The following is a 13,960-nucleotide window of genomic DNA, read 5'->3' as shown; positions in this document are numbered from 1 at the left end:
ACCGGGGCCGCAGCCCCGGCCCGGGTCAGGCTGCTGCGGCCAGCGCCGACTCGCTCGTGTACGCACGCACCAGGCGCAGCAGTTCCTCTTCCGAGTAGGGCTTGCCCAGGTAGTGGTTCACGCCCAGGTCGCGCGCGTACTCGCGGTGCTTCTCGGCGATGCGCGAGGTGATCATGATGATCGGCAACTCGGCCAGCGCGGTGTCGGCGCGGATGTTGCGGGCCAGGTCGAAGCCGTCCATGCGCGGCATCTCGATGTCCGACAGCACCACGGCCGGGCGCTCCTGCTGCAACCGTTCGAGCGCCTGCAGACCGTCGGCCGCGAGCGACACGCGATAGCCTTCGCGCTGCAGCAGACGCTGCGTGACGCGACGCACGGTGATGGAGTCGTCCACCACCAGCACGAGCGGAACCTGCGGCACCACCGGAGCGAAAGCCGCCGGGGTTTGCGGCGCACCGGCGTCCGCCGACGCGGCGTGCGTCGGTGCGGCCAATGCGGCGGTCTGGCGCGCACGCGCCTGGTCGCCATGCACTGCCGCCAGCGCCACCGGGTTGTAGATGAGTGCCACCGCGCCCGAAGCCAGCACCGAGATGCCGGCCAGGCCGGGCAGCCGCGCGAGCTGCGGGCCGAGGTTCTTGACCACGACTTCCTGGTTGCCCAGCACTTCGTCCACGTGCAGGGCCACGCGCTGCGCCGCGCTTCGCACGATCACCAGCGTGTTGTTCTTCGTGGCGGCGTGTTCGCTGCGGATGGAGTGCTGCAGCAGCGCACCGGCCCAGTAGAACGGCACCTGCTCGCTGCCGAAGGCAAAGCTGTGGTTCAGGTAGGCGGCCTCGAGGTCGGCGCCGCTCACGCGCTGCACGAGTTCCACGAGGTTCGACGGCACGCCGATCGACACCTCGCCCGCACGCAGCATCACCACGTGCGTCACGGCGGTGGTCAGCGGCAGCACCAGTTTGAAGGTGGTGCCCTGGCCCGGCGTGCTGTGTGTTTCGATGCGGCCACCGATCGCGGCGATCTGTGCGCGCACCACGTCCATGCCGATGCCGCGACCGGCCAGTTCGGACACCTGCCCTGCCGTCGAGAAACCGGGCTTGAAGATCAGCTCGGTGGCTTCTTCGGGCGACAGGTCCTGGTCGTGGCCGAGCAGGCCGAGCGCGCGGGCGCGTTCGGCGATGCGTTTCTGGTCGAGGCCGGCGCCGTCGTCGCGGAAGCTCACCGACACGTCGTTGCCTTCGTGATGCAGGTCGATGACGATGAGGCCGCTGGCGTCCTTGCCGGACGCTTCGCGCACCGCCGCGTCTTCGATGCCGTGCGCCACGCAGTTGCGCAGCAGGTGCTCGAAGGCGGGCGTCATGCGGTCGAGCACGCCGCGGTCCATTTCGATGGAGCCGCCGACGATGTCCAGGCGCACCTGCTTGCCGGTGTCCTTCGAGGCCTGGCGCACCACGCGGTACAGGCGGTCGGAGATGCCTTCGAACTCCACCATGCGCGTGCGCAGCAGGCCGCGCTGCAGTTCACGTGTCTGGCGTGCCTGCACGCTCAGGTCGTCTTCCGTGGCCTGCACGGTCTTCTGCAAGGTGCGCTGCACGGTGGCCACGTCGTTCACCGACTCGGCCATCATGCGCGTGAGTTCCTGCACGCGGGTGAAGCGGTCGAACTCGAGCGGGTCGAAGCTCTGCTGCGAATCCTTGGCCTGTGCCAGGCGCGACTGCATCTGGCTTTCGGCCTGCACCTCGATGTCGCGCAGCTGCTGACGCAGGCGGTCGAGGTTGCCCGTGAGGTCGGCCAGCGAACCGCGCAGCTGGCCGAGTTCGGCCTCCAGGCGCGAGCGCGTGATGATGACCTCGCCGGTCTGCGCGACCAGGCGGTCGAGCAGCTGGGTGCGGATGCGCACGGCCTGGCTCGATGCCGCACGCAACGGTGCGAGCATGGCCGTCGCGGGACGCGGCAGCGAAGACGGCGAGGCAGTGGACTCGGTCGGCGCTCCATCGGCAGCGGCCTCGGCCTGGTCGTCGTTCGCCGACACCAGGGTGTCGGGCGCCACCTGCACGCGCTGGATGGCGGGTGCGGTCGGGCTGGCGGTCGCGATCAGCTGGGCCACCTCGACCTGGGCGGCGTCGTCGGCCGCGCGCAGGGCGTCGAAGGTGTGTTGCAGCGTGTCGAGGCGGGCCAGCAGCTTCTCGATGTCGGCGCGCTCGGCCCCCTGGGAGCCCAGGAGTTCGATCTCGGACTCCATGCGGTGCGCGCGCTCGCCCAGGCGCATGGCGCCGGCCAGCCGTGCGCTGCCCTTGAGCGTGTGCAGCGTGCGCAGCACCGAGGCGCGCGGCGCAGCATCGTCGGGGTGGTGCGACCACTGGCGCAGCGCCTCGCCCAGCTGGGGCATCAGTTCGGCTGCCTCTTCCTCGAAGATCGGGAACAGGTCGACGTCGACCGCATCGGCCAGGTCGATGGCGTCTTCGTTGTCGTCCAGTGCCACATCGGCAAAGGCGTCGTTGGCCACGATCTGCTTCGGAATCAGCGTCTCGAAACGGGCCGCGGCGATTTCGGGCGGCATCGGTGCGGCGGCGATTTCGCGCAGCGCCTGCAGCGTCGCTTCGGACGGGTCGCGCAGGAAGCCGACGGCGAACTGGTGCAACAGGCGACGCAGCTCGTCGGCCGCGGCGACCAGCACCACGCCCTGCTCACGCGTGCCACTGCCCTGCATCTGCAGGTGCTGCAGCGCGGATTCGAGCAGGCGGGCCATGCCCGAGAGGCTGTGGAAGCCGACGGTGGCCGAGCTGCCGGCCAGCGAATGGGCCAGCGCGATGGTCGAGTCAGGCAGGCGCTCGTGGGTTTCGAGCGCCCATTCGCCGACATCGGTCGCGAGCTGACGGGACCATTCGTCGGCTTCGTTGAGGTAGACGTTGTAGAGCGCGATGCCGATGCGCAGCGGACCGATCACCTTGACCTGGTCTTCGGCGCTCGGCGCGATGGACGGCTCGGGTTCGGGAACGGCCTGTGCCAGCACGGGCTCGGGTTCCGGCACGAATTCTGGTTCCGTAGCGACGACTTCAAGCAGCGCTTCGACGGCGACAGGCGCCTCGGGTGCGACTTCGACGCTCGCCAGCACCGGCTCCGATTCCGGCTGCGGTTCGACCGGCACTTCCAGCGCAGGCAGCTCTTCGGCGGCTTCGATGACTTCGACATGCGCCACCGTCTCGGTGACAGGCTCAGCAGCAGCCAGCGGCAGCGGCTCGGGCGTCCATTCGAGATCGGGCAGGCCCGACGCGGTCGGCACCGTCGCTTCGATTTCCGGGGCGGGCTCGGGTTCGGCGTGCGACACGGCGGGCTCGGCCGGTGCATGCGTCTTCGGGGGCGCGAGGAAATCGAAATCGTCGCCGCTGGGCAGCACGTCGAGCGGCGCGGGCGCGGTCTCTTGCTTGCCTTCGAAGTCGAGGAAGTCGGTGGACGCGAAATCGTCGTCGGGCTCGGGTGTGACAGGCTTGGTCGGTGCGTGTGGCGCTTCTTGCGCCTGCTGCCAATCGGAGAAGTCCAACGTGGCGTCAGGGGCTGCGACATCTTGCGGCGTCAGCGACAGGTCGGGGAGCTCAGGCAGCTCCGGCAAAGCGAGCGGCGCCGGCTCCGCGGCGATGTGGCGCGCAGCGACCGCGAGCGCTTCGGCGTCGGCCACGCGCACCGGTACGGGCACGGGCTCGCCGGCCAGCAGCGCATTGGCCACACGGCTGAACGGCGCCGAATGCCAGGTGCCTGCATCGCCGGCGGCAATGGCTTCGACCCACTGGCTGAAATCGCGCAGCATGCGCTCGGTGCTCGACAGCAGCTCGGGCGTGGCGTCGCGCTGGTCGGCCAGCCAGGTGTTGACCACCTGTTCCAGCGACCAGGCGGCATCGCCGAAATCGGTGAGGCCGACCATGCGCGAGCTGCCCTTGAGCGTGTGGAACGCGCGGCGCAGGATGGTGAGTTCTTCGGTGTCACCAGGACGGCTGCCGAGCGCGGCGATGGCGGCCAGGCCGTTGCCCACCACTTCGCGGGCTTCGTCCAGGAAGATGTTCTGCAGGTCGTCTTCTTCGAGCTCGGTGACCTCGGTGTCGGGCAATGCCGACGGGCCGCTGATCTTGGTGGTCCAGCTCTCGGCCTTGCGGCTGAATTCTTCCAACGGCGACGGCTTGGTCTTGCGGTTGGGCGTGGCCAGCGCGGCGAGCTTGGAAGCGATCTGCGCGTCGACTTCCTCGATGCTGAGCACGGGCTCGGCGGTCGGTGCAGCGGTGCCTTCGACCGGAGCCGCGGCATCGGCGGCGTGGCGGCCCATCAGCGGCTTGAGTTCGCCGGCTTCAGCGTCGAACACGAACAGGCGCTTGGCCAGTGCAGGCTGGTAGCCCAGCATGTCGATGAGGAAACCCAACGCGCCCAGGTTGTTGCCGAGCGCGTCGAAGGTGGCCATTTCCTCGACGGGCGAGCGATTGACCTGCAGCATCTGTTCGACGTCGTCGCGCATGCGCTGCACGGTGTGCGCGGCCTGCTCGAGCCCCAGCACCGAGAACACGCCACGCATCTGCATGAGCTGGGTGGGCACGGTGCGCAGCAGCGGCTTTTCGGCCGGGCGGCGGAAATACTGGTCGAGCGACTTCTCGAGTTCGCTCAGGTGGCTGCGCAGCTCGTCGACCACGGTGCCCATGGTCTGGCGGTCGCTGACGCGGCGGTACAGGTCCTCCATCCACGGCTCGAGCGGCTCGGAACGGCCGCCGTCGCGCACACGTTCGATGCGGCCGGCCAGCTGCAGCGTGCGGGCGGTGAGTTGCGGGTCGCTGGGGTCGAGGTCTTCGAGTGCGGCCTCGAGGTACAGCACCGAGGTGGCGACTTCCATCGCCAGTTCGGTGTCGGGCGGCTGGCCGGAACGCACCGAGGCGTCCACGGCGTGCGTCAGCGCCTGCACCATCGGCTGGCTCGGCGGGTGCAGCTTGTGCAGCGATTCGCCGAGCTGCGCGAAGGTGTCGGCCACCTGGCGCGTGCGCGTGATGTCGCCGCCCGAGAGCGCCGACCACATTTCCTTGGCGGTCTCGATGCGCTTGCGCGCCTGCGAGAGCACCAGCGGATCGAAGCGGCCGAACTGCACCACGGTGTAGTCAACGCTCGGCTCCTGCGTGACGCCCCAGGCGCTGCGCACGGTGCGCAGCGTGGCGGCATCGTCTTGTGCGCCGGGCACGGCCTGGGCGCAGAAGAACAGCAGGTCCTGGCCGAGGCGGTCGGACACCACGCTGTCGCCGCGCGCCAGCGTGGCGTACTGCAGCAGCACGCGCGAGGCCGCGCGCTTGACGTAGGTGTCGAAGGGAATCAGGCCCAGCGCGAGGGCCTCGAAGAAGCCCGCGGCCAGCGTCCAGAAGCTCGCGACGCGCGGCAACAGCGCACCGCGACCGAGCCCCAGGCACAGCGCATGCAGCCGGCGCGCGGCCTGCGGATCGCTGCTCTTGACCAGCTGCAGCACTTCGCGGTCGAGCCGCGAACGCACGGAGGGGTCGCAGGCCAGCGCGGCCTGCGTGAGCGCAGGCTTGACCTCGACCCAGCGCCACGCGGTGCTCCACAGGTCTGCCGGGTGGACGCGCTCATTGCCGCCCAGCTCCAGCACATCGCGGTACTGCGGGAACAGCGCCACCGACGACACGGCCTTGCCGGCCAGCAGTGCGCTGAGGAAATCGGTGACGGCAAAGCCGGCACGCTCGATCTTGTGCACGGCACTCTCGGTGCAGCGCTGCGGTTCGGCGATGAAGCCCTGCACCGCGAATTCGATGGTGCCGAGCACCAGGGCGGGCGAGCTGTGGCCCACCATCTGCAGCGCGCCGACGGCCTGGTGCAGTTGCTGGCGGGCCATCTGCAGCGGGCCGCTCTCGGGCTCCGTGGCACTGCCCACGTCGCGCACGAAACGCCGCAGCGACTTGCCGACACCGTCGAGGGATTTCTGGATTTCTCCCAGCACCCAGGCCAGCGGCCCGAGGTCTTCGGTGGCCGGCATGTTGCCGGCGAGGGGGGCCGTGGCAGGGGTTTGAATCGACACGTTGATTGCTCGCCGTTCTGTATCTGTCAGTTTTTCACTGGGCGCCATGCGCCCTCAATGCATCCAACCGTCGCGGTCACTTCAAGGGACACCGCGGAACCGGCTCTGCCGGGCCGCGGGTGTCGCCCCCGGAAGGGGGTTGCCGAAGCGACACGAAGTGCGCGAAGGCTGGGGGAGAGCTTCATTACGCGATCTTGAAACGAGCCACCGAGCGACGCAGTTCTTCGGCCATCTGCGAGAGCTCGCGCACCTGCTGGGCCGTGGTCCGCGTGCCTTCTCCGGTCTGTTCCGTCACGGCAAAAATGTGCTGGATGTTGGCGGCCACCACGTTGGCCGAATCGGCCTCGCGGGAGGCGGACTGCGAAATCTGCTCGATGAGGTCAGCGAGTCGGCGCGACACACGGTCAATCTCGGACAGCGCGGTACCCGCGTTGTCGGACAGCTTCGCCCCTTCGACCACACCCTGCGTGGAGCGCTCCATGGCGCCCACCGCGTCCTGGGTGTCGGTCTGAATCGCCTTCACCAGCGCCGAAATCTGGCGCGTGGCGTCTGCGGAGCGTTCGGCCAGTCGCTGAACTTCTTCCGCCACCACCGAGAAGCCTCGGCCGGCTTCACCGGCGGATGCGGCCTGGATGGCGGCGTTCAGGGCCAGCACGTTCGTCTGTTCGGTAATGTCCGAGATCAGCTCAGTGATTTCGCCAATCTCTTGCGACGATTCGCCCAGGCGCTTGATCCGCTTGGAGGTTTCCTGGATCTGGTCGCGGATGGAGTTCATACCGCCGATGGCGTTCTGCACGGCCTGCAGACCCGACGACGCAGCCTGCAGCGACTGGCGCGCCACCGTGGCGGACTCTTGCGCTTGCGTGGACACGCCGTTGATTCGCTCGGCCATGGTCAGCACCGACTGGCCGGTTTCGCGAATTTCGCGCAGCTGCTCGGTCGAGGCGGCCAGCAGCTCGGTCGAGGTGTTTTCCACCTGCGACGTCGTCTGCGCCACGCGGGTTGCCGTGTTCTGCACGTTGCCCACCAGCAAACGCAGTTCTTCCACCGTGTAGTTCACCGAGTCGGCGATGGCGCCGGTGATGTCCTCGGTCACGGTCGCTTCCTGCGTCAGGTCGCCTTCGGCCACCGTTTGCAGTTCGTTCATCAGGCGAAGAATGGCGGCTTGGTTGGCGTTGTTCACGCGGCCGGCTTCGTCGGACGCCTGTTCGGCAGCCAGACGTTCGCGTTCGGCGACGGCGGCACGTTCACGGCCTTCGCGCACCTGCACGAAACCGATGGCGCCGGCCAGAGCCAGGGCGGCCAGCGAGAGCACGAACAGCAGCACGATGGTGCCGGCGCCCAGGCCGGTGCGTGCGGACAGCTTTTCTTGCAGGTCGCCCAGCGACTTACGCAGCGGCTCGCTGTCGGTCAGGATGGACGCCTGCGCTTCACGCGCGGCCACCAGACCTTGCAGGTTGCCCAGAATGGCAGAAGCCTGTGTGCGCATCTGCTCGTAGGTCTTCAGGATGGCTTCGAGCTGCTGGCGGGTCTGCGGGTCTTTAGAGCCGGGGAAGCGCTGCTGTGCGTTACCGTCGAGCAGGCCGCGGGTGGTTTCCTGGAAGGTGTTCAGGTCCTTGCCCAACAGGAACACGGCGTCGGGGTTCACACCCTCGACCGTGAAGAACTCGTTGGTCGACTTGCCGATGCGCTGCGTCAGCATCACGAGCTGGCCGGCGGCCGAGATTTCGGGCAGCGTAGCGTTCTGCTGCATCTTCAGCGACGCGACGGTTTCCGTCATTTCGAGCAGCGTGGACGACTGCTGGTTGATGTCGCGCAAGGCGGCACCCACCTGCGTCAGGATCTGGCGCTGGGCCAGCACGGCCTTGGCGCTCGCGTCGGCGCGGGTGACGAGAGGATTGATCTTGTTCATCTCCTCGTCGTACTGGTTGCCGACGGCTTCCAGGCGCAAGGCGTCGTCGCCGTTGGTCAGGCCCTGCACGCGGCGCGAGAGGTCGTCGGCGCTGTCCTTCACTTCGACGAACGCCGAGGCGCTGCCGACGAGGGCCTGCGAGATCGACTTGGCCAGGCGCTGCGACTGCATCAGCGACTGACCGGTGGCCGCCACCTGCTGCGCGAGGCGTTCCGCGCGAAGAATGGCGGAGCCGGCGACCAGCAACAGCGCCAGCACCACGATGGCCAGCAGGATCGCCAGCACGCGCTGCTGCTTGGCGGGGTTGGCACCCATGCCGCCGCCCGTGACGCCAGCCAGCGGGGCCGCTTCGAGCGTGGCCGCGTTGGCGGCCTCGACGGACGCGGGGTCGCCCAACGCGTCGATGCCGCCGAAGCCGGTGTCGGTCACGGCGGCAGATGCGGAAACGCCGTCGCCCTTCTTGGCGAGGCGGATCGTTTTTTCGTCCGGAACCTGAACCGTGTCGACATCGTCGAGCGATATCGAACCGGAGCCGTCGACGCGGGCCTTGTCGTTCCCGTTGTTCGCGGGGAGTAATTTCTTGAACTTGTCGGCGATCGAGCTCACGGTCGGTCCTTCAGGTGGTTGCCAGTGCCATGTGCCGAAGCACTACGCACCAATACTCAAAAACTGGGGTTGCTGCGAAAGCGCCTGCAGGTTGACTTCCTGCCAGCGCTCCCCTGCTGCGTCGGTGTACAGATGCCCATGCCAGGCAGGTGCGTCTGCGCCCGGGGCGTCGGCGGCCGTGAAGGCCTCCGCACCCCGCAACCCCGCCAGTCGATCGACCAGCAATGCGCAGTTGACTTCGAGCAGCTCGTTGAATGCCACGAGCCGCGATTGCATGCGTGCCGCCTCGGTGGCGGCGGGGGCGCCCGGCGCACCGGACGCGAACGCCGACAGCTGCACGACGCCATACAGGCCGCCGCGCAGGTTGGAGACGCCGAGGAACCAGGGCTCCGTGTAGGGCACGGGCTGGGGCGGCGTCCAGGGAAAGATTTCGCCGGCGTGCGCCAGCGGAAAGAGGTACTTGCCCTCGCCCGCCTCGACCGCCAGCCAGTTCGCGGCCACGCCCGTGGTGCGCGCGGCCTGGAGGCGGCTCGCAAGCCGGGACTGGAAGGCGCGCAGCGCGTCGCGATTCGCCATGGCGTACGCAGGTTCCCGGTCAGGCGAGCGCGCTGATCTTGGACATCAGATCGGCCGCGTTGACCGGCTTCACGATGTAGTCGCGCGCGCCCTGGCGCATGCCCCAGACACGATCGGTTTCCTGGTTCTTGCTGGTGCACAGGATGATCGGGATGGCCGCGTACTTCGGGTCGCGGGCGATGGCGCGCGTGAGCTGGAAGCCGTTCTGGCCGGGCATGACCACGTCCATGAGGATCAGGTCGGGGTGGTCTTCCTCGAGGCGGCGCATCGCGTCGTCGGCGTTTTCAGCCGTCTTCACGGAGAAACCGTTCTTCTGGAGGAGGTCGGTCAGGAACACCAGTTCCGTCTTGGAGTCGTCGACGACGAGGATTTTTCGAATCGGCATTACTGCACTTCCTGTTGAACAATGCCAAACTGCTGCACGGCCTGCAGCAGCTGGTCTTTGGTGAAAGGCTTGGTGAGATAGTCCTGGGACCCGACCATGCGGCCGCGGGCCTTGTCGAATACGCCATCTTTCGAAGACAGCATGACGACCGGGACATTGGAGAAATGTGCGTTGCGCTTGATGATGGCGCAGGTCTGATAGCCGTCGAGGCGAGGCATCAGGATGTCGCAGAAAATCAGGTGAGGCTTGTGGTCGTTAACCTTGGAGAGCGCGTCGAAGCCGTCTTCCGCGAGAAGAACCTCGTGCCCACCCTGCTTCAAAAAAATCTCGGCACTGCGCCGGATGGTGTTGCTGTCGTCGATGACCAGCACCTTGTAACCAGATCCATTCGGGCCCATTGCAAACGCTCCTGCTCATGAGACTTGGATGCCCGCCGCGCCGAACATCGACGCAGATCGCGTAGCCCTATGCCATGCTTGTCAGATCTCAACCATTTCGAAGTCTTCCTTGCGCGCACCGCACTCAGGACAGGTCCAGTTCATCGGCACCTCGGCCCAGGCCGTGCCTGCCGCGATGCCGTCTTCCGGTACACCAACCGCTTCGTCATAGATCCACCCACAAATCAGGCACATCCAAGTTTTCGTGTTCATCGGAGCTTAAAGTCCTTGTTCATTAAATGCAACGAGTGTATCTATGCGTATCTCACTGGCAGACCGTAAACGTCGCGCCTATGCCACCATCCAGGGGATTTCGCCAGGCGTATGACCATCTACTTACATCCAGACGAGAACGCCCGCAAACCGGGCAATCTTAACGACCCCTCGCAGGACGACGAGGCGCTGAGCGAACGCGACCTGAATCCCCCCTGCGTGCTGGTGTTCAATGCCAGCGATCCGAGCGGCGCGGGCGGCCTGGGCGCCGACGCACTGGCCATGGGATCGGTGGGCGCTCACATCCTGCCGGTGGTGACGGGCGCCTACGCCCGCGACACGGCCGAGATCTTCGACCACTTCGCCTTCGAGGAAGAGGCCGTGGCCGAGCAGGCGCGCGCCATCCTGGAAGACGTCGAAGTCCAGCTGATCAAGGTGGGTTTTGCCGGCACCCCCGAGGCGTTGAGCACCATCGCCGAGACCGCCGCCGACTATCCCGACGTGCCCGTGGTGGCTTACATGCCCAACCTGTCGTGGTGGGACGAGAACCTGATCGAGGCCTACCTGGACGCTTTTCGCGATCTCGTGCTGCCCCAGACCACGGTGTTGGTTGGAAACCACAGCACCCTGTGGCGCTGGCTGCTGCCCGACTGGAGCGGCGAGCGCCCGCCCGGCGCGCGCGACATCGCCAAGGCCGCCGGCGAGTTCGGCGTGCCCTACACATTGGTCACCGGCATGGTGCTGCCCGACCAGTTCATCGACAACGTGCTGGCCTCGCCGCAGTCGGTGCTGGCCAGCGAGAAGTACGAACGGCTCGAAGCCGTCTTCGCCGGTGCCGGCGACACGCTCTCGGCCGCACTGGCGGCCCTGCTCGCCAGCGGCACCGACCTGGTCGCGGCCACGACCGAAGCGCTCGCTTACATGGACCGCTGCCTCGACGCGGGCTTCCGCCCCGGGATGGGCCACGTGCTGCCCGACCGCCTGTTCTGGGCCGAGCCTGAGGACGACGAAGACGACGACGAACCCGACACCCCTCCCGATTTCGCTTTACCCCCGCACGACACGCGACACTGATGACTGACCAGAACGACATTCTTTTCGAGCGCGCCCGCGCCGTGATCCCCGGCGGCGTGAACTCGCCCGTGCGCGCCTTCAAGGCCGTCGGCGGCACGCCCCGTTTCATCCAGCGCGCGCAAGGCGCCTATTTCTGGGACGCCAACGACAAGCGCTACATCGACTACATCGGCTCCTGGGGCCCGATGATCCTGGGCCATGGCCACCCGGCCGTGGTCGAGGCGGTGCAGAAGGCCGTGCTCGAAGGCTTCTCGTACGGCGCGCCGACCGAGCGCGAAATCGAACTGGCCGAAGCCATCCTGGCCCTGGTGCCCTCGATGGAGATGGTGCGCCTCGTGAGTTCGGGCACCGAGGCCGCCATGAGCGCGCTGCGCCTGGCGCGCGGCGCCACCGGCCGCAAGACCATCGTCAAGTTCGAAGGCTGCTACCACGGCCACGCCGACGCGCTGCTCGTGAAGGCCGGCTCCGGCCTGGCCACCTTCGGCAACCCGACCTCGGCCGGCGTGCCGCCCGAGGTGGTGCAGCACACGCTGGTGCTCGAGTACAACAACCTGCAGCAGCTCGAAGAAGCCTTCGCGCTGCACGGCAAGGACATCGCCTGCCTGATGATCGAGGCGATCGCAGGCAACATGAACTTCGTGCGCGCCACGCCCGAATTCGCCAAGCGCTGCCGCGAGCTGTGCACGCAGCACGGCGCGCTGCTGATCTTCGACGAGGTGATGACGGGCTTCCGTGTCGGCCTGCACGGCGCGCAGGGCGTGCTGGGCATCACGCCCGACCTCACGGTGCTCGGCAAGGTGATCGGCGGCGGCATGCCGCTGGCGGCCTTCGGCGGCCCGCGCGCCATCATGGAACAGCTCGCGCCGCTGGGCCCGGTCTACCAGGCCGGCACGCTGTCGGGCAACCCGGTGGCCACCGCCTGCGGCCTGGCCACACTGAAGGAAATCTCGAAGCCCGGCTTCTATGAGGCGCTGGCCAAGAAGACCCGCACGCTGGTCGACGGCCTGAAGGCCGCCGCGGCGGCTGAAGGCCAGCCCTTCAACGCCGACAGCGAAGGCGGCATGTTCGGCTTCTTCCTCATGAACGAACTGCCGCAGAACTACGCGACGGTGATGACCACCGACAACGCCCAGTTCAATGCACTGTTCCACGGCCTGCTCGACCGCGGCGTGTACATCGCGCCGGCACTCTACGAAGCCGGCTTCGTGAGCGCCGCGCACAGCGAGGACGACATCGCGGCCACCATCGCGGCGGCGCGCGACATCTTCAGTAAGCGCTGACGCGCGCCCTCCCCGCTCAGGCGGGGTCGATCGCCGCCACCGGCCCGGCCTCGGCTTCGAGCACCTCGGCCGCGGCCAGGCAGAGGTCTTCCCGGAAGCGGTCGCTCACGAGCTGCACGCCCGTGGGCAGCCCGTGACGCCGCCCCATCGGCACCGACAGCCCCGGCAAGCCCAGGATCGCGGTGGACAGCAGCGGGCTCTGCGCATCCAGGATCTCCCGCATCGCGGCGCTGCCGCGCTGGTCGGCGTCGACCGGGAACGGATGGCGCCATGACACGGGCATCAGCAGCAGCGGATGGCGCTCTAGGAACAGCGCCCATTCACGCATCAGGCCCGTGCGCGCAGCCAGGGCGCGCATGTAGCCCACCGTGTCGAACTGCGGCGCGTGCGCGTCCATGGCGCGGTAGGCCTGGCGGATGGTGTCGTCGCCGTCGCGCATCAGCGCCTCTTCCACCAGCAGCCGGCTGTCGGCCATCGTCAGCGACAGCCAGAGGTCGGCTGTCTCACGCAGGCGCGGCGGCTGCGCAGGCTCGACGCGGTAGCCGGCACGCTCCAGCCGGCGCGCGGCGCGCTGCAACGCATCGGCCACCTCGGGGTCGCAGGCGTAGCCGGGCAGTTCGGTGCACAGCGCCACGCTGACGGGCCCGGTCGACGCCGACTCCAGCGGCGCGGGCGCCCACCACGGGTCGCGCACATCGCGCTGCGCCATCGCGGCAAAGGCCAGCCGCAGGTCGCGCACGCTGCGCGCCAGTGGCCCCTGCACCGACGTGAGCTGGACCACCATCGGCCGCTCGCCCGCCCCTGACGGGTTGAAGGCCGGCACGCGCCCGAAGCTCGGGCGCAGGCCGTACACGCCACAGGCGTAGGCCGGGTAGCGGATCGATCCGCCCTGGTCGTTGCCATGCGCGATGGCGCCGATGCCGACCGCGACCGCCGCCGCCGCGCCGCCGCTCGAACCGCCCGGCGTGACCGCAGCGTCGTGTGGATTCAGCGTGCGCCCGTGCGCTGCGTTGTCGGTGAACCAGCGCATCGAGAACGCGGGCGTGTTGGTGCGGCCGACCACGATCGCGCCGGCGCGCTGCAGGTTCGCCACCACGGGGCTGTCGTCCTTCGCCACGACGCTGCGGTAAGCCTCCACGCCGTTGGTGGTGGCATGCCCACGCTGGTCGACGTTGACCTTGATCGTGACCGGCACGCCGTGCAGCGGCCCGGTCGCCTCGCCCTTCGCGAGCACGGCATCGGCCTGCGCCGCCGCGCCGAGGGCCTCGTCGGCGCAGCCGTCGACCACCGCGTTCACCCGCGGGTTGACGGCCTCCAGGCGCGCCAGGCTGCTGCGCACCGCCTCGACGCACGAGACCTCGCGCGCCTTGATGCGCCGCGCCAAATCGGCGGCTTCCAGTTGCCAGAGTTGCATGCGTTGTCTCC

The 13,960-nt window shown here is 68.2% G+C and carries 9 protein-coding genes; 2 read left to right on the top strand and 7 right to left on the bottom strand.

Annotated elements, in window-relative coordinates; genetic code table 11:
* Positions 1-25 precede the first annotated feature (25 nt).
* The 6 genes from AC3WQM_RS16335 to AC3WQM_RS16310 form a co-directional block, all read right to left on the bottom strand.
* A complete protein-coding gene (locus AC3WQM_RS16335) occupies positions 26-6,052 on the bottom strand; it encodes a hybrid sensor histidine kinase/response regulator (RefSeq protein WP_492680134.1) in 6,027 nt (2,008 codons plus the stop codon).
* A gap of 184 nt (positions 6,053-6,236) precedes the next feature.
* A complete protein-coding gene (locus tag AC3WQM_RS16330) occupies positions 6,237-8,570 on the bottom strand; it encodes a methyl-accepting chemotaxis protein (protein WP_489061668.1) in 2,334 nt (777 codons plus the stop codon).
* Between the two features lie 42 nt (positions 8,571-8,612).
* On the bottom strand, positions 8,613-9,146 hold the full coding sequence (locus AC3WQM_RS16325) for a chemotaxis protein CheW (RefSeq protein ID WP_489061669.1): 534 nt from the start codon (positions 9,144-9,146) through the stop codon (positions 8,613-8,615).
* Positions 9,147-9,165: 19 nt separating this feature from the next.
* Positions 9,166-9,531, bottom strand: coding sequence for a response regulator (locus tag AC3WQM_RS16320; RefSeq protein ID WP_062479114.1), 366 nt, complete (start codon positions 9,529-9,531; stop codon positions 9,166-9,168).
* Entirely contained in the window at positions 9,531-9,929 is a 399-nt protein-coding gene (locus AC3WQM_RS16315; protein WP_021012487.1) for a response regulator, read from the bottom strand. Before AC3WQM_RS16315 ends, AC3WQM_RS16320 begins: the two co-directional genes overlap by 1 nt.
* Positions 9,930-10,010: 81 nt before the next feature.
* Positions 10,011-10,181 carry a rubredoxin gene (locus tag AC3WQM_RS16310; RefSeq protein ID WP_099792923.1) on the bottom strand — a complete coding sequence of 57 codons (171 nt, stop codon included), beginning with the start codon at positions 10,179-10,181 and terminating at the stop codon, positions 10,011-10,013.
* 111 nt (positions 10,182-10,292) lie between these two features.
* Here AC3WQM_RS16310 and thiD point away from each other — a divergent pair, with 111 nt between their 5' ends.
* Together thiD and hemL are read left to right on the top strand one after the other, a co-directional pair.
* Positions 10,293-11,255: a bifunctional hydroxymethylpyrimidine kinase/phosphomethylpyrimidine kinase gene (gene thiD / locus AC3WQM_RS16305; RefSeq protein ID WP_489061670.1), complete on the top strand. Its 963-nt coding sequence runs from the start codon at positions 10,293-10,295 to the stop codon at positions 11,253-11,255.
* Complete coding sequence (hemL, locus tag AC3WQM_RS16300) at positions 11,255-12,535, top strand: glutamate-1-semialdehyde 2,1-aminomutase (RefSeq protein WP_492680132.1); 1,281 nt, start codon at positions 11,255-11,257, stop codon at positions 12,533-12,535. The genes thiD and hemL overlap by 1 nt, the downstream gene beginning before the upstream one ends.
* 16 nt (positions 12,536-12,551) lie before the next feature.
* Here hemL and AC3WQM_RS16295 read toward each other — a convergent pair whose 3' ends face one another.
* Positions 12,552-13,949 (bottom strand): amidase family protein, encoded by a 1,398-nt coding sequence (locus AC3WQM_RS16295; RefSeq protein WP_492680130.1) that lies wholly within the window; start codon positions 13,947-13,949, stop codon positions 12,552-12,554.
* Positions 13,950-13,960: the final 11 nt, after the last annotated feature.

It is taken from the genome of Variovorax sp. FW301-JW7, from assembly GCF_058788795.1.
The sequence above is the reverse complement of the archived record's forward strand: the minus strand, read 5'-3'. Positions and strand labels throughout refer to the sequence as shown.